Origin of the sequence: Methylorubrum salsuginis, assembly GCF_900114375.1 — a bacterium.
Lineage (GTDB): Bacteria > Pseudomonadota > Alphaproteobacteria > Rhizobiales > Beijerinckiaceae > Methylobacterium > Methylobacterium salsuginis.
Genome location: NZ_FOSV01000011.1, coordinates 44962 through 59091, shown reverse-complemented (window position 1 = coordinate 59091; position 14130 = coordinate 44962). Strand labels below are relative to the sequence as shown.

Here is a 14130-nt window from a genome sequence, read left to right as displayed (position 1 = left end):
GAACGGATTGATGGAGGAGTCGATGAGCGGCGAGGTCATGACCGGTGCCCAGATGGTCATCCGGGCGTTCCAGGATCAGGGCGTGGACACCCTGTTCGGCTATCCGGGCGGCGCTGTGCTCCCGATCTACGACGCGCTCTTCGACGAGACCACGATCAACCACGTTCTCGTGCGCCACGAGCAGGGCGCGGTCCACGCCGCCGAGGGCTATGCCCGCTCGTCGGGCAAGGTCGGCGTCGTCCTCGTCACCTCGGGGCCGGGTGCCACCAACATCATCACCGGCCTGACCGATGCGATGCTGGATTCGATCCCGCTTGTCGCGGTCACGGGGCAGGTGCCGACGCACCTGATCGGCTCCGACGCGTTCCAGGAATGCGACACGGTCGGCATCACCCGGCACTGCACGAAGCACAACTATCTGGTCAAATCGATCGAGGACCTGCCGCGCATCCTGCACGAGGCGTTCTACGTCGCGAGCCACGGGCGGCCGGGCCCGGTCGTCATCGACCTGCCCAAGGACGTGCAGTTCGCCTCCGGCGTCTACGAGCGCCCGACCCATAACGGCCACAAGACCTACAATCCCCCGGTCAAGGGCGACGCGGAGAAGATCCGTGCCGCGGTCGAGCTGATGGCCTCGGCCCGCCGCCCGGTCTTCTACACCGGCGGCGGCGTCATCAATTCGGGGCCGCAGGCCTCGAAGCTGCTGCGCGAGCTGGTCGCCGAAACCGGCTTCCCGGTCACGTCCACGCTGATGGGGCTGGGTGCCTTCCCGGCATCGGACGACAAGTTCCTCGGGATGCTGGGCATGCACGGCACCTACGAGGCCAACCTCGCAATGCACGATTGCGACGTGATGATCTGCGTCGGCGCCCGCTTCGACGACCGCATCACCGGCCGTCTCGACGCCTTCGCGCCGTTCTCGAAGAAGATCCACATCGACGTCGATGCCTCCTCGATCAACAAGGTCGTCAAGGTCGATGTCGGCATCCTCGGCGATTGCGCCGCGGTGCTGGAGGAGATGCTGGCGCAGTGGCGCGCCCTGCCCAAGCAGCCCGACAAGGGCCGGATGACCGACTGGTTCAACACGATCACCCGCTGGAAGGCGCGCGACTGCCTCGCCTACTGGCCGTCGGGCACGATCATCAAGCCGCAATACGCCGTGCAGCGGCTCTACGAGGCGTGCAAGGATCGCAAGACCTTCGTCACGACCGAGGTCGGCCAGCACCAGATGTGGGCGGCGCAGTACTTCAAGTTCGACGAGCCGAACCGCTGGATGACCTCCGGCGGCCTCGGCACCATGGGCTACGGCCTGCCGGCGGCCATCGGCACGCAGCTCGCCAACCCGGACGGGCTCGTCATCGACATCGCGGGCGAGGCGTCGATCCTGATGAACATGCAGGAGCTCTCGACCGCGGTGCAGTACCGCCTGCCGGTCAAGATCTTCATCCTCAACAACGAGTACATGGGCATGGTGCGGCAGTGGCAGGAGCTGCTGCACGGCTCGCGCTACTCGCAGAGCTACTCGGAGAGCCTGCCGGACTTCGTCAAGCTGGCGGAGGCCTACGGCGCCAAGGGCATCCGCTGCGAGAAGCCGGGCGAGCTCGACGCGGCGATCCAGGAGATGCTCGACTACGACGGGCCGGTCATCTTCGACTGCGTCGTGGACAAGACCGAGAACTGCTTCCCGATGATCCCGTCGGGCAAGGCGCATAACGAGATGCTGCTGTCGGACTATCTCGGCGAGACCGGGGTCGAGCTCGGCGACGTCATCTCGGCCGAGGGCAAGATGCTGGTCTGATTGCAGGCCCCTCGCGAACCCGGCGGAACGGCCATGCGCGGCCTTCTCGAACGGGACGCCTCAGGGCGTCCCGCGCCCCGCCCGCCGCAGCCCCCAGGCTGCGGCGAGGCGGGCGGGAAGCGGCGGCTTCGGCAACGCGTCGTGCCGGCGAGGGTCGAGGCGCGGCACGGATGCCCCGCGCGCGGCCGGCGTCCAGTCGCCGCGCTTGCGCAGGAGCACGAAGAACTCGTCCTCGCGCGGGCGCGTCGGCTCCAGGGCGGCGCATTCGAACGGCAGAAGGCCGAGCCTCAGCACCTCCTCGAGCACGGCGGCGAAGCTGAAAGGCGTGAACACCGAACAGTGCACGTCCACATAGGCGTCGTCGCGGGTGATCCGCTCCGCGAGTTCGTACGCGGCGGCCGATCCGCCGCTGAGCGGCCGCGGCGCTACCGGACGGCCCTGCCAGACGGCCCGGCGATCGACGGCGCAGGCGCGGGCGAAATGCTCGTAGACGATCGAGAGCGGCGGCTTGCGCAGGCGCAGCAGCTGGGCGGCCACCAGTGCGCCGACACTCGTCGGGGTGCGAAAATGGTCGAAGGTGAAGCGCTTGTCCGGGACGATCAGGCAGAACACGCCGCCCTCCCTCATCACCTCGGCCGCCCCGGCGAGCCAGCCGAGGGGATCGGGGATATGCTCGATGACGTGCGAGGCGACGATGTAATCGACCGGGCCACGCCCTTCGAGCGCCTGCGCCAGCCCGCCCTCGCCGAGCACGATGTCGACGGGGACGATGCCGTCGACGCCCGCCGGCCCGAGGGTCGGATGATCGCGGTAGTGATGCCGCAGGGCGTCGGTCGGCATATGGTCGGCGTAGAGCACGTCGCCATCGCTCTTGTGGATGAGCGGGTGGGCGAGGGGGCCGATCTCGACGCCGGTTCGTCCGCGCGGCAGGACGAGGTTCAAGACACGCTGGCGCCGTTCCATGGCGGGGCCGGTATCACGCCGCCGGGAGGCGGGTCCAGCATCGAGCACCACCGTCGATCCGGGCGATGGTGCCGTCTTCCGGGCGCGAGAAGCGCCCCGCGAAGCGGCCTCGGCGCAAGCCGAGGCGTCTAGCGAAGCGAGAAGCCTAAGGTCGCGGATGCGACCGCCGGCGCTTGAGGCCGAAGTAAATAGAGAGTCGAGGAACGCGCCGCGATGAACGCCATGAACACCCACTATCCCGAGCCCACCCGGATCGAGACGGTCAACCGCCACACCCTCGCGGTGATCGTGGACAACGAGCCCGGCGCGCTCGCCCGCATCGCCGGCCTGTTCTCGGGCCGCGGCTACAACATCGAGAGCCTGACCGTCTCCGAGACGGAAGAGGCGCGCCACATCTCGCGCATCACCATCGTGACCACCGGCACGAATGCGGTGATCGACCAGATCAAGGCGCAGCTCGATCGGCTCGTGCCGGTCCACCGCGTCGTCGACCTGACCCTGCAAGGTCAGGCCCTGGAGCGGGAACTCTGCCTCGTGAAGGTCGTCGGCCTCGGCGAGCACCGCAGCGAGGCGCTTCGGCTCGCCGCCGCCTTCGGCGCCCGGACGCTGGACGCGACGCTCAACTCCTTCGTGTTCGAGCTGACCGGCTCGACCGAGGAGATCGACCGCTTCATCCGGCTGCTCACCGTGATCGGTCTCGTCGAGATCTCCCGCACCGGCATCGCCGCCATGGCCCGCGGCGCCGAGCCGCTCTGAGCCCGAACCGGGGAAAGCGGGCGCGCGTCAGCCGTTCGCTTTCCCCAGATGCAGGTAGCTCGGGTCGAACTCCGCCGCCTGGCACAGGCCATCCCAGTCGTGGATGGTCAGCGTGCGGCCCTGGAGGGTGATCAGGCCGGACTTGCGCAGGGCGCCGAGCGTGCGGGTGATGTGGACCGAGGTCAGGCCCATGGCGTCGGCGAGGTCGGTCTGCCGCAGCGGCATCGGGGAGTGTCTCGGCTCGGCGAGGCCCACCGCGCGCTGGCGCATATGGAGTTCGCAGAACAGGTGGGCGGTGCGGCCATAGGCCGAGCGGCGGCCCATGGCGGTGACCCAGCCGCGGAACAGCGCCGCGTCGATCATCGTCTCGCGCCACAGCAATGCGGCGAGATCCGGCAGGCGGGCGGTCCGTTGGCGCAGGGCCTCGTGGGGGATCAGCGCGACCGTGCAGGGCGTCACGGCGCTGATGCTGTGGTCCAGCACCCCGAGATGGAGGCTCTGCAGGTCCGGCATGTCGCCGGCGATGTGGAAGGCGATGATCTGGCGTCCACCATCCGGCAGAAGCTTGAAGCGGCAGAGCCAGCCCTCGATCACCGCCGCGCAATGCTCGGGCCGCTCGCCGTCGCGGACGATGTCCTGACCCGGCTCGAAGCTCTTCACCGTGAACGGCAGATCCGCCAACGCCCGGATCACCTCGTCGGAGGGGTTGGCGGTGCTCGTCAATCGGCGGATGAGGGGCTGCACGATTCGGTCGGTCGTCACTGACATGAGGCGTTGTGCGGAAGGTACTCGACGCTCGTTCACGGCGCAGGCCGGGATCGGTCGTCAGATTGCGCGATCGTGCGGGTGAAGAGAAGCCGGAACCGCGATGGGCACGATGCGGGCCCACAGGCCGCGCACGGCGTCGCGTCAGGCCTCACGGGGTCGGACGGACCCTGAAATCGAGCTGGAACAGCACGTTCCGCGCCTCGTCGGTGGCCTCCAGGTGCCAAGTGTCGCCGAACCGGAGGCGGAGGCCCGATTCCTCGAGCAGAGCCCCGGCATACCGGATCGCGACGCACCGGGCGGTCTCGAGATCGGGCAGATCCGTGCCCTCGTCGTCGTGAAGGTTCGTCCCGTCGATCACGTTGAAGAAGTATCGGGGCATCGGCGGCTCCTGCGCTCGCATCCCGGCGGATGCACCCGGTCCCTGCGCGCGCCTGTCTGTGAAGAGCAATTAAATTGCGTGCAAGTCGTTTTTGCGGCCATTCGGCGACCTCCTGAGGACCCGCGTGAAAGCCGGTCGGGGTCAGAGTGTGAAGCGGATACCGGTCATCGCCTCGGACATCGTCCAGAGCCGTGCAGCGTCCGCCTCGTCCAGTGCATGCGGAAAGATGCGGGCGGGCTTCGGCGCGCCGCGCGCCTCCCAAAGGCCGTCGGGTCCATAATAGCCGCCGCCGCGCGCCTCCGGTGCGGTGGCGGCGAAGAGGATCGGCAGGGCGCCGCGAGCCGCCGATTGGCCGACGAGGGAGAACAGGGCGCGCCCCACCGCCCGTTGGACCGGGCCGGCCCGGTCGCCGCGGCGAAACACGTCCGTCAGCGCCAACCCCGGATGGGCGGCGAGCGCCCGTTCCGGCCGGCCCGCCCGGCGCAGGCGCCGCTCCAGTTCGAGGGCGAACATCAACAGGGCGAGCTTGGTCTGGCGATAGGCCTTCTGCGGCCCGTAGCCCTCGCGCCAGTGCGGATCGTCGAAGCGGATCCGCCCGCTGCGATGGGCGAGGCTCGCCACAGCGACGATGCGGGTGTCGGGGGAGAGGCGCAGCAGCGACAGCAACAACCCGGTGAGGGCGAAATGGCCGAGATGGTTGGTGGCCAGCTGTCGCTCGAAGCCGTCCTCGCTGTCCTCGCGCCGCGGCACCGCGGCGATGCCGGCATTCAAGATCAGGAGATCGATGATCGTGCCGTCCGCCCGAAGGGTCTCGGCAAGTGCCCGCACGCTCGCGAGGCGGGCCGTTTCGAGTTCGCGCACGACGAGGTCCGCCTGCGCGTGGATGCGCGCGATCGCCTCCGCCGCGCGCATGCCCTTCGCGGGGTCGCGAACCGCCAGCACCACCCGTGCGCCGGCCCCGGCGAGGGCCAAAGCGGTCTCGTAGCCGATGCCCGAACTCGCCCCCGTCACCAGCGCGACGCGGCCCGCCTGAGAAGGGATATCGGCGCTCGTCCCGTCGCGCTGCGCCATCGAAGGGGTCCTCCCGCCTGAAATGCGGCATGAGGGCGTGCCGATCTCTAGGGGATAACCCGCCCTGCGTCCGGTGGATTGGTCAATCGCGTCGCTTTCGTGCTAATTCCTTGCGCGTCCCGACGATCCTGTCCGCGGACCGATGCCGCCCGTGGCGCCAGATCTTCCGCCGGGCCGCCGCCTGCCGACGCTTCGACGCGGCACGACCCTCATCGAAAGACCCTTTCATGAGCGACGACACAGACGCCAAGACCCGCGCCGCCGAGCGCGCGGAGCGGTCCGAGCGCATGGCGCGCGAGGGGGCGCAGGCCATGGCCGAGCATCTCGCTTCCGTCAAGGCCGTGGACGAACGCACCGTGCGCCTGCGGGCGCTCCGCCTCGCCAAGGAAGCCGAGGAGGCCGCGGCCAAGGCCGCAGAGCCGCCGCCGCCGCCCAAGCGCAGCCGCAAGAAGGTCGCGGGCTGATCGCCATGGCGATGGACCGCACCCGCCGTCCCAGCGACCCGCGTCAGGCCGCCGAGGCCGCGTTCAAGGCCGTGACCCGGAAAGTCCCGGAGGCGCCCAAGGCCGCCCCGGCGCCGGTCGCGATTCCCGGTGCGCGCGAGACCGTATCCCTGCGCATCGACCGGGCCGTGCTGGAGCATTTCCAGAAAGACGGCCCGGGCTGGCAGGACCGCATCAACGCTGCCCTGAAGGCGGCCGCGGGCCTCTGAACGATCAGGCGGACAGGGCCCGCTCCAGCTCGCCCTTGCTCATCTTGGAGCGGCCGGGAATGTCGTGCTTGCGCGCCCGCTCCATCAGCTCCGCCTTGGTGCTGCCGCCGCGGTTCGACGTAGTCCCGGATTTGCCGCCGGTCTTGCGGGCCGTGGCCGCCTTCTTAGCGACATCCGCGGGCTGCTTGGAGTGCTGTCGGCCCTTGGCGGTGTCGGCCCGCTTCTTCTCGGTCGAGCGCTTGTACTCGGCGTCGGACAGCTTCTCCCTGGCCTTCTTGGGCAGGTAGCGCTCGCCGGTTTTACCCGATTCCTTGCCCGACTTCGTGCCCCACTCCTCATCGGTCCATTGCTTGAGGTGGTTGTCGTCGGTCTTCTTCCCCTCGTAGCCGCCGCCCTCCTTCTTGTATTCGGAGGTGGCCATCTGCGCCTTGCGGGCCGACCACTGGCCGGGCTTGCCCCCCTTGGAGGATCGGGTCACCTCCTTCTTCACCTTGTCCCACAGCTTCGGGTCGGTCTTCTTCGCGCGCTCGGCCATCATCGGTCTCCGGTTCGGTTCATCGACATTCGGCTGTCAACAGGAGGCCGTAAGCTCGGTTCCTCATGGGTGCGTCCTGCGCAGTGGACAGGCGCCCATCATCGACGTTGACAGCCGCGCGCGGAGCTTCCACCTGCGCGCCACCAGGGAGACGGCCGGATGCCCGGCCGAGCGAGGATCGCGATGTCCGAGGCGAGCAGGCCGAAGGTTTTCATCGACGGCGAGGCCGGCACGACCGGGCTCGGCATCCGCGAGCGGTTGGAGCGCGACGGCCGCGTCACCCTCGTCAGCATCCCGCACGAGAGCCGCAAGGATCCGAATGCCAAGCGGGCGATCCTCGAAGACGTCGATCTCGCGGTGCTCTGCCTGCCCGACGACGCCTCCCGCGAGACCGCGCAGCTCGCCGACTCCCTGCCCGGTGGCGGCCCGAAGCTTCTCGACGCGAGCACCGCGCACCGCGTCGCCGAAGGTTGGGTCTACGGTTTTGCCGAGCTGACCCGCGATCAGGCCGGCGCCATCCGCGCCGCCAAGCGGGTCGCCAATCCCGGCTGCTACCCGACCGGGGCCATCGCCCTGCTGCGCCCCCTCGTCGAAGCCGGCCTGATCGCGCCCGATACGGCGATCAGCGTCAACGCGGTGAGCGGCTATAGCGGCGGCGGCAAGGGCATGATCGAGGCCTACGAGGCGGGCCGCGCCCCGGCTTTCGAGCTCTACGGCCTGGGCTTCGGCCACAAGCACCTGCCCGAATTGCAGGTCTATGCCCGGCTGACGCGGCGTCCGATCTTCGTCCCCTCCGTCGGTAACTTCCGTCAGGGCATGCTGGTCAGCATCCCGCTCCATCTCGACGCGCTGCCCGCCCGCCCGGCCCCGGGGGATCTCGAAGCGGCGCTGACCGCGTACTACGCCGGCTCCGATCAGGTGCGGGTCGTGCCCGGCGCCGAGGACGGCGCCCATCGTGAGCGCATCGAGCCCGAGGCCCTCAACGACACCGACCGGCTGGAATTGCGGGTATTCGGCTCCGACAGCCATCGCCAAGCGGTGCTCGTCGCCCGCCTCGACAATCTCGGCAAGGGCGCCTCCGGCGCGGCGGTGCAGAATCTCGGGCTGATGCTCGGGCTGAACTGAACGACGACCGATTTCGGTCGGCCGATCCCGAGACGCGGCGCGGTGCTTTCCCGCCCCGTTTCGGGATCCGTGATGACATCGGGCGTGGAGATCCGCGTCTGATCGGCTCCGCTTGGCGTCTCGACCCGATCCTTCGCGTCCGAACCCGTCGGCCATGCCGCGTGGCGCCGATCCGCGGATCGGGAGCGCAACCTTTCGCGTCCGCGGACCGTCGTGCGAGGCCGCAACCGGACCGACGCGTCAACGACGGTCTTGCAAGGCCCCGCCGGCCTGGCTGCGCCATGAGCGCCTTCAGCAGAAATCCACAGAAAATACCGAGGCGTGCGTCGGCCTGCCGCACGCTCCGTCGAGCGGCACTGCAACTTGGCCCTGCCGGTGCGTCCTGCGTCTCGCTCCGCCGGGCGGGTCGGGATCCCGCTCGGCCAGGAATTTATTAAGGCATTGATAATGCAAGAAATTTTTGAACGCGTCCGAATCCATCTTAACATTTGCAATATTGGCCGGGCTTGAAAACCATCGATACCAAGTCGCGAAAATGTCACTTACTACACGCTTGCCCGCTCTTCGTCGAAGCGCGAAGCATGTCAGATACACCCCTCCGCCTCGATTTTCATTGCCCTGCAACCCTAACAGCAATGACACGCAGACTTGCTCTGCAGCGATGCTGAGCTTACCCTGTTTCAAGTAATCAATCGGACCGAGAAGACAGCGCCATGGACACCACCGAACAGGATGCGGAAACCGCACGCCTCATCACTCTGGCTGCCGATGTCGTCTCGGCCTATGTCAGCAACAATCATGTCCAGAGCGCCGATCTGCCGCGCCTGATCGGCGACGTGCACGAGGCGATCCGCTCGGTCACGGTCAGCGCCAAGCCCGCCGATAGCGGTCCGCCCAAGGCCACGCCGCAGGAAATCCGCAAGTCGGTCAGCCACGACTTCCTGATCTCGTTCGAGGACGGCAAGCCGTACAAGACCCTGCGTCGTCACCTGACCTTGCGGGGCCTGTCCCCCGAGGCCTACCGGGCGAAGTGGGGCTTGCCGAACGATTACCCGATGACCTCGGCGAGCTATTCCGAGCAGCGCTCCGAACTGGCCCGCGCCCTGGGCCTCGGCCAGCAGCGGCGGCGCCCCGACGGCGAGACGGTTTCCGAGGCGCCGGCCGCAGCCGAGCCGGAGGCCGAGGCCGCCCCGGCCAAGAAGCCCCGCGCCGCGCGCAAGAAGAAGGACGCCTGAGCCGCGGCGGCGCTCCGGTCGCCGGTTCTGCGATCAGATTGGCCGGCGCGTCGGCGTGAGCCGCACGCCCGGCGCCGGCCGTTCCAGCAGCACCTCGCGGCGGAAGCGCACCAGCCGGGCCGGGCGCCCGGCATTGCCGCTGGTGACGTCCTCGGTCTCCTCGACCAAGCCCTGTTGCGCCACGAGGCGCCGGAAATTCTGCTTGTGCAGCCGCGTGCCGGACAAGGCTTCGACGGTGCGCTGGAGCTGGAGCAGGGTGAAGGCCGGCGGCATCAACTCGAACACCACCGGTCGATACTTGATCTTGCCGCGCAGGCGCCCGATCGCGGTGGCCAGAACCCGGCGATGGTCGAGCGCCATCGGCTGGCCCGTCACGGCGGCATCGTCGGGCACCGCCGCACCGGCCTGCCCACGGGCCTCCGGGATCAACCCGGCCTCGAACAGCAACTCGTAGCGCTCCAGCACCCGTTCCTCGTTCCAGGCGCCGCCGAGGCCGAAGTTCAGGCCGACCCGGTCCTCGCGCAGGCGTCGCAGCTTGGCGTCCGACCCCTTGGCGACCCATTCCATCAGCCGCGGCTCGATCGCCGTCAGCGCCTCCGGGCGTCCTTCGCGAAAATCCTCCCAGGGCAGGTAGCGATACCAGTTGCGCCACGCGGCCTCGGCGAGGCCGGCCGGGCGCAGTTCCCGCACCAGGGCGAGATAGGCCACCGACAGCAGGTGGGCGCCGCGCCCGCCGCCGTCGCGATCCCGGTCGCCGAAGGTGTAGAGCTGCTCGACATAGCCGAGACGCTGGTGGGTCTGCCGCTCGACCCAGGCCCGCAGGCCCCGCTCCAGGGTGGCGTGCTCCGGGACGAGCGGGCCCGCGGGAAGCGCGGTGCTCCGGCCGGCCGCTTGGCCGGCCACCTGCACGGTGAGCGCCCGCGGCTCGCCGTCTGTCGCCGCGACGATGACGGCGACAAGGCCCACCGCCGACGCGTTCGCATTGCGCTCGAGGCCTTCCGTCGCGAAGGCGGCCACACCCGGTTCGGCCGTGCTCATCCCCTCGGCCCCGATGCTCCCCGACAGCCCCGGACATCTTCGGGGCGCCTCGCTCATGCCGGATCGGAACCGGCACCGTCAACGTGAGGCCGGAATGCTTCTAAAGAATCGTCCGGGATATGAGATCCGAATAATTCTTTGGGGGACTGGGCTGCCTCGGCTGTTTCCGAAAACCGGAAAACACCGTTCGGGCCGATGCTCTAATGAACCGCCCGCCCGGTCCCGCGCAGGCGGCGGGCGACCTCGTGGCCGACCTCGGTCGCGATCTTGTCGACCAAGCGGGCGAGCGGTGGGTTGCGCAGGCCCGCCACCAGTCCCTTCATCGCCACGGCGTGGTCGGCGAGGCGGTTGGCACGGCGCTGGTCGAGCCAATCGGCCGGGCCGTCGGCACGTCCCTCGGTGAGATCGAAGGCGAGCCCCTGGGTGGCCCGAAGGCCGGAGGCCGGATCGCGGGCGCAGCGGCCCATCAGCCGAAGCCAGCGCGGGCCGGCGGGACCGGGGCGGGTGCGGAACTCCGCTTCGAACGGGCAGCCGTCCTGGCCCGCCGCCCGCAGCACGCTCTCCAGCCGCAGCGCGTCCTCCGGTTCGATCCGGGCGAGCGCCATCTCCAAAGGTGCGCCCGAGGCCGCTTCCTCGGGAAGGGACAGCACACGCGCGAGTGCCGGGGAAAGGGCGAGCCGGTCGCTCATGGGATCGTGCGCCCAGGCGCCGATGCAGGCCGAACCCGCGAAGGCGGTCGAGAGGTCGGGGTGAAAGGCCGTCATGACGTCACCGGTACGGTTCGGACGTGCGGGAACACCGCGTGAAGCCTTGGCCCCGCACGTCCGTCGAAGATACCTGAGGTAAATTTTATCGGCCGAAGCCGCCCGGTGAAAACCCTAGCGTCATATGACACATCCCGTAAAGCGTTCAGTGCGGGCGGGCAGTTGTATCAACCTGAAGTATGATTCACGGGGCACCCACGGCGCGGCCCGCCTTAACCGCCGGTTAACCATGATGGGATGAGATCGCGGATCAGGGCATCCCGGCATCACAGGACGGACACGTCCGGGCCGGACCCCCGACAGGGGCCGCAGGATGAAAGCGATCACGTTCGTTACGCAGAAGGGCGGCAGCGGCAAGAGCACGCTGTGCATCTCACTGGCGGTCGCCGCCCAGGAGGCGGGCCACAGCGTCTGCATTCTGGAAATGGACCGGCAGGCCACCATCACCGACTGGCTCGACCACCGCACGGCCGAGGGGCCGGAGGTCGCCCAGATCGACGCGACCCAGATCGACGCCGTGATGGAGCGGCTCGCCGAGTCGTCCTACGACTACGTCTTCATCGACACACCCGGGGTCGATTCCACCGGAACGCTCTCGGCGATCCGCGCGGCGGACCTCTGCATCATCCCCTGCCGCCCGACGCCCGCGGATCTGCGCGCGTTCAAGCCGACGCTGGCGGCGGTGTACCGGCTGGAGAAGAAGTTCGCCTTCGTGCTGAACCAGACCCCGCCGCGCTCCTACCGCATCCGCGACGCGGCCGACGGGCTCGCCGTCCTCGGTATCCTGCCTGACGTCAACATCGTCGCCCGCACCGACCATCAGGACGCCATCGGCGTCGGCCAGGGCGTCACCGAGTTCAACCCGAAGGGGCAGGCCGCGGGCGAGGTGCGCCGGCTGTGGAGCTGGATCGAGCGGCGGATGCAGGCGGCACGTCCGCTGACCGGGCTGAACAGGGCGGCGGGCGGTCATGTCCAGGCCGCCTAAGCTCAGCCTCGCCTCGATCGTCGCCGAGGCGACACCGAAGCCGGTCCGGCCGCCGAGCGCCGAGATCGTCACGTTCGACCGCGCCCCGCCATCCTCCGCGGCGAGCGTCGGCACGCTCAAGCAGCGTGCCAAGCAGATGTCGGTCTATCTCGAGCCGCCGGTCTACGACCAGCTGCGCGACCTCGCCTATGCCGAGCGCAGCAAGATGCACGGCCTGATGCTCGAGGCCCTCGACCTGCTGTTCAAGCAGCGCGGCGCCCGCTCGATCGAGCAGATCCTGGGAGAGAAGCCGCGCTGACGGGGGAGGGGAGGCGCGTCTCCCCTCGCTGTCCCAACGAGGCGGGCCTGTCGCCTATGGCGTCTCGCCCACCCCGTGGAGGGCGCCACGGGCTGCCCCGCCAGGGTGCAAGAAGCCTTGCGGGCACCCGGTCGCGACCGGCATTTCCCAACCCTCTCAACCCGTTGTCCCCAACCTCGCGTCCGTCCGACCCGGTTCCGGCGCCGCCGTTCAGCCTTCCTTTACCGCGTCCGGACGATCCTCTGGGGACGGCTGGGCGCGTGATGTCCGGCACGAGCGTGATCCCGACGGCCCCGCTTCCTGCGGCCGGAGGGAACCTTGTGGCGTCGGTGGGAAGCGGGCGGGCAACATGGCGGGTGTCAGGACGGCCGGATTCCCTCCGGTGCAACGGTCCCTGCTGGGTCATGTGCCGGTCGCGCGGCTGGCCGCGGCCTGCGCGGTGGCGCTGCTGACCGCCAACTGCGCCAACAAGCCTCCTCAATTCGCCGGCGCGGGACCGTCCTCCGGCAACGGCGTCGATCCGAAATACGGCGTGCGGGCGAGCCGGCGCGTCTACAACGAGGGTGACGTGATCCCGAAAGGCGGCGGACGCCGCTTCTCGGGCAAGCCCTACGTCGTCGCGGGCAAGACCTACGTGCCGCGCGAGGACGCCCGCGGCTATGTCCGCGAGGGTCTGGCCTCGTGGTACGGCAGCGCCTTCCATGGTCGCGTGACCGCCAACGGCGAGGTGTTCGACCGCCACTCCATCGCCGCCGCCCACCCGACCCTGCCGTTGCCGAGCTATGTCCGAGTGACCAACCTCGACAACGGCTACTCGATGATCCTGCGCGTCAACGACCGCGGCCCCTACCATGCGGGCCGCGTCATGGACGTCTCGGAAGAGGCCGCCCGGGCGCTGGAGTTCCACCGCAAGGGTACGGCCCGGGTGCGAATCGAATATGCCGGCAAGGCCTCCGTCGCTGGCAGCGACGACCGCAAGCTGCTGGCCACGCTCCGCACCGACGGCAGCCCCGCCGCCATCGGTCGTGCGCCGACCATGATGGCCGATCTCGGCCCCTCCGATCCCGAGCCCGCGCAGGAGCGCATCAACGAGCGGTTCGAACGCCCGTCGCGCGCGCTCGCCTTCAAGCCGGCCGAGGAGCGCGACGACGCCCCCGAGGCCGCCCCGGCGCCGCGTCCGGCCCGGCCCGCGCCGATCATGCTGGCGAGCGCCGCGAGCGTCGCCGTGCCGGCGGCAGTGCAGCCGACCGCTGCCCGCGCCGCGCCGTTCCGCCCCGCCGCCGCGACGGCGCCCGCTCTTTCTCCTGCGGCCCATACGCGCGAGCCGCACCGGGCTCTGGCAGAGGCCAAGACCGCCCCGCGCCCCGGCCATCGCGATGCGCCCTTGCGTCTCGCGCCGCCGCCGCTGCGGCTGGCCGCGGCCCCGCTCAAGGTGACGCCGCCGCAGGCGTCTGGGCCGGTGCGCGCGGCCTCCGTCGCCGCCAAGGTGCCCGCCCGGGTTGCGGCGCCGGAACATTCCTCCAGGATGGCGGCGATGCCGTCCGCCTCGAAGCTCGCCATCGCCCGCCTCGCCGCGGTCTCCACCGCGCCGGCCAAACCCACGGCACCGGCCGCTACGCCCGGCAAGGTGCCGGCGAAGACCTCGGCCCGCTCGAAGGTGGCCGGCGTCTACTGAAAAGAAGCGAGGCGCGCCCCCGTCAGGG

At 69.6% G+C, this 14130-nt stretch carries 16 protein-coding genes; 9 read left to right on the top strand and 7 right to left on the bottom strand.

All coding sequences use genetic code 11. From position 1 onward, the window contains the following. The first annotated feature begins 22 nt into the window (after nucleotides 1-22). Complete coding sequence (locus BM140_RS14210) at nucleotides 23-1798, top strand: acetolactate synthase 3 large subunit (protein WP_091947641.1); 1776 nt, start codon at nucleotides 23-25, stop codon at nucleotides 1796-1798. A gap of 60 nt (nucleotides 1799-1858) precedes the next feature. Here the strand turns inward: BM140_RS14210 and BM140_RS14205 are convergent, their stop codons facing one another. After that, a complete protein-coding gene (locus tag BM140_RS14205; RefSeq protein WP_091947347.1) occupies nucleotides 1859-2761 on the bottom strand; it encodes a methyltransferase domain-containing protein in 903 nt (300 codons plus the stop codon). Nucleotides 2762-2974: 213 nt separating this feature from the next. Between BM140_RS14205 and ilvN the strand changes: the two genes are divergently transcribed. Beyond that, complete coding sequence (ilvN, locus tag BM140_RS14200) at nucleotides 2975-3517, top strand: acetolactate synthase small subunit (RefSeq protein ID WP_091947344.1); 543 nt, start codon at nucleotides 2975-2977, stop codon at nucleotides 3515-3517. Nucleotides 3518-3544: 27 nt separating this feature from the next. Here the strand turns inward: ilvN and BM140_RS14195 are convergent, their stop codons facing one another. The 3 genes from BM140_RS14195 to BM140_RS14185 form a co-directional block, all read right to left on the bottom strand. Further along, nucleotides 3545-4261 carry a Crp/Fnr family transcriptional regulator gene (locus BM140_RS14195; protein ID WP_342030028.1) on the bottom strand — a complete coding sequence of 239 codons (717 nt, stop codon included), beginning with the start codon at nucleotides 4259-4261 and terminating at the stop codon, nucleotides 3545-3547. 172 nt (nucleotides 4262-4433) lie between these two features. Beyond that, nucleotides 4434-4664, bottom strand: a complete 231-nt coding sequence (locus BM140_RS14190) for a DUF6894 family protein (protein WP_091947338.1) — start codon at nucleotides 4662-4664, stop codon at nucleotides 4434-4436. A 141-nt stretch (nucleotides 4665-4805) separates the two neighbouring features. Continuing rightward, nucleotides 4806-5735, bottom strand: coding sequence for an oxidoreductase (locus tag BM140_RS14185; RefSeq protein ID WP_091947334.1), 930 nt, complete (start codon nucleotides 5733-5735; stop codon nucleotides 4806-4808). Nucleotides 5736-5962: 227 nt separating this feature from the next. On the opposite strand from BM140_RS14185, the gene BM140_RS14180 reads away from it, so the two are divergent. Both BM140_RS14180 and BM140_RS14175 read left to right on the top strand, forming a co-directional pair. Continuing rightward, complete coding sequence (locus BM140_RS14180) at nucleotides 5963-6199, top strand: hypothetical protein (RefSeq protein ID WP_091947331.1); 237 nt, start codon at nucleotides 5963-5965, stop codon at nucleotides 6197-6199. A 5-nt stretch (nucleotides 6200-6204) separates the two neighbouring features. Further along, nucleotides 6205-6447, top strand: a complete 243-nt coding sequence (locus BM140_RS14175) for a BrnA antitoxin family protein (RefSeq protein WP_091947328.1) — start codon at nucleotides 6205-6207, stop codon at nucleotides 6445-6447. 4 nt (nucleotides 6448-6451) lie between these two features. Here the strand turns inward: BM140_RS14175 and BM140_RS14170 are convergent, their stop codons facing one another. After that, nucleotides 6452-6982: a DUF5872 domain-containing protein gene (locus tag BM140_RS14170; protein ID WP_091947638.1), complete on the bottom strand. Its 531-nt coding sequence runs from the start codon at nucleotides 6980-6982 to the stop codon at nucleotides 6452-6454. Between the two features lie 183 nt (nucleotides 6983-7165). Between BM140_RS14170 and argC the strand changes: the two genes are divergently transcribed. Together argC and BM140_RS14160 are read left to right on the top strand one after the other, a co-directional pair. Continuing rightward, on the top strand, nucleotides 7166-8107 hold the full coding sequence (gene argC / locus BM140_RS14165; protein WP_091947325.1) for an N-acetyl-gamma-glutamyl-phosphate reductase: 942 nt from the start codon (nucleotides 7166-7168) through the stop codon (nucleotides 8105-8107). Nucleotides 8108-8820: 713 nt separating this feature from the next. Then, nucleotides 8821-9342, top strand: coding sequence for a Ros/MucR family transcriptional regulator (locus BM140_RS14160; RefSeq protein ID WP_091947322.1), 522 nt, complete (start codon nucleotides 8821-8823; stop codon nucleotides 9340-9342). Nucleotides 9343-9375: 33 nt separating this feature from the next. On the opposite strand, the gene BM140_RS14155 is transcribed toward BM140_RS14160, so the two are convergent. Together BM140_RS14155 and BM140_RS14150 are read right to left on the bottom strand one after the other, a co-directional pair. After that, nucleotides 9376-10380: an NUDIX hydrolase gene (locus BM140_RS14155; protein ID WP_425287064.1), complete on the bottom strand. Its 1005-nt coding sequence runs from the start codon at nucleotides 10378-10380 to the stop codon at nucleotides 9376-9378. Nucleotides 10381-10580: 200 nt separating this feature from the next. Continuing rightward, entirely contained in the window at nucleotides 10581-11144 is a 564-nt protein-coding gene (locus BM140_RS14150; RefSeq protein WP_091947319.1) for a hypothetical protein, read from the bottom strand. A 313-nt stretch (nucleotides 11145-11457) separates the two neighbouring features. On the opposite strand from BM140_RS14150, the gene BM140_RS14145 reads away from it, so the two are divergent. The 3 genes from BM140_RS14145 to BM140_RS14135 all read left to right on the top strand — a co-directional run bounded on the left by BM140_RS14145 (nucleotide 11458) and on the right by BM140_RS14135 (nucleotide 14102). After that, nucleotides 11458-12129 (top strand): ParA family protein, encoded by a 672-nt coding sequence (locus tag BM140_RS14145; protein ID WP_091947316.1) that lies wholly within the window; start codon nucleotides 11458-11460, stop codon nucleotides 12127-12129. Continuing rightward, a complete protein-coding gene (locus BM140_RS14140) occupies nucleotides 12113-12427 on the top strand; it encodes a ribbon-helix-helix domain-containing protein (RefSeq protein WP_091947313.1) in 315 nt (104 codons plus the stop codon). Before BM140_RS14145 ends, BM140_RS14140 begins: the two co-directional genes overlap by 17 nt. 349 nt (nucleotides 12428-12776) lie before the next feature. Then, entirely contained in the window at nucleotides 12777-14102 is a 1326-nt protein-coding gene (locus BM140_RS14135) for a septal ring lytic transglycosylase RlpA family protein (protein WP_091947310.1), read from the top strand. Nucleotides 14103-14130 lie beyond the last annotated feature (28 nt).

Excerpts from the sequence above, each read along its gene's own strand:
- BM140_RS14175 (WP_091947328.1), top strand. The coding sequence starts at position 6,205 with ATGGCGATGGACCGCACCCGCCGTCCCAGCGACCCGCGTCAGGCCGCC.
- BM140_RS14150 (WP_091947319.1), bottom strand. The coding sequence starts at position 11,144 with ATGACGGCCTTTCACCCCGACCTCTCGACCGCCTTCGCGGGTTCGGCC.
- BM140_RS14205 (WP_091947347.1), bottom strand. The coding sequence starts at position 2,761 with ATGGAACGGCGCCAGCGTGTCTTGAACCTCGTCCTGCCGCGCGGACGA.
- ilvN (WP_091947344.1), top strand. The coding sequence starts at position 2,975 with ATGAACGCCATGAACACCCACTATCCCGAGCCCACCCGGATCGAGACG.
- argC (WP_091947325.1), top strand. The coding sequence starts at position 7,166 with ATGTCCGAGGCGAGCAGGCCGAAGGTTTTCATCGACGGCGAGGCCGGC.
- BM140_RS14135 (WP_091947310.1), top strand. The coding sequence starts at position 12,777 with ATGGCGGGTGTCAGGACGGCCGGATTCCCTCCGGTGCAACGGTCCCTG.
- BM140_RS14210 (WP_091947641.1), top strand. The coding sequence starts at position 23 with ATGAGCGGCGAGGTCATGACCGGTGCCCAGATGGTCATCCGGGCGTTC.
- BM140_RS14140 (WP_091947313.1), top strand. The coding sequence starts at position 12,113 with ATGTCCAGGCCGCCTAAGCTCAGCCTCGCCTCGATCGTCGCCGAGGCG.
- BM140_RS14160 (WP_091947322.1), top strand. The coding sequence starts at position 8,821 with ATGGACACCACCGAACAGGATGCGGAAACCGCACGCCTCATCACTCTG.
- BM140_RS14180 (WP_091947331.1), top strand. The coding sequence starts at position 5,963 with ATGAGCGACGACACAGACGCCAAGACCCGCGCCGCCGAGCGCGCGGAG.
- BM140_RS14155 (WP_425287064.1), bottom strand. The coding sequence starts at position 10,380 with ATGAGCACGGCCGAACCGGGTGTGGCCGCCTTCGCGACGGAAGGCCTC.
- BM140_RS14190 (WP_091947338.1), bottom strand. The coding sequence starts at position 4,664 with ATGCCCCGATACTTCTTCAACGTGATCGACGGGACGAACCTTCACGAC.
- BM140_RS14170 (WP_091947638.1), bottom strand. The coding sequence starts at position 6,982 with ATGGCCGAGCGCGCGAAGAAGACCGACCCGAAGCTGTGGGACAAGGTG.
- BM140_RS14145 (WP_091947316.1), top strand. The coding sequence starts at position 11,458 with ATGAAAGCGATCACGTTCGTTACGCAGAAGGGCGGCAGCGGCAAGAGC.
- BM140_RS14185 (WP_091947334.1), bottom strand. The coding sequence starts at position 5,735 with ATGGCGCAGCGCGACGGGACGAGCGCCGATATCCCTTCTCAGGCGGGC.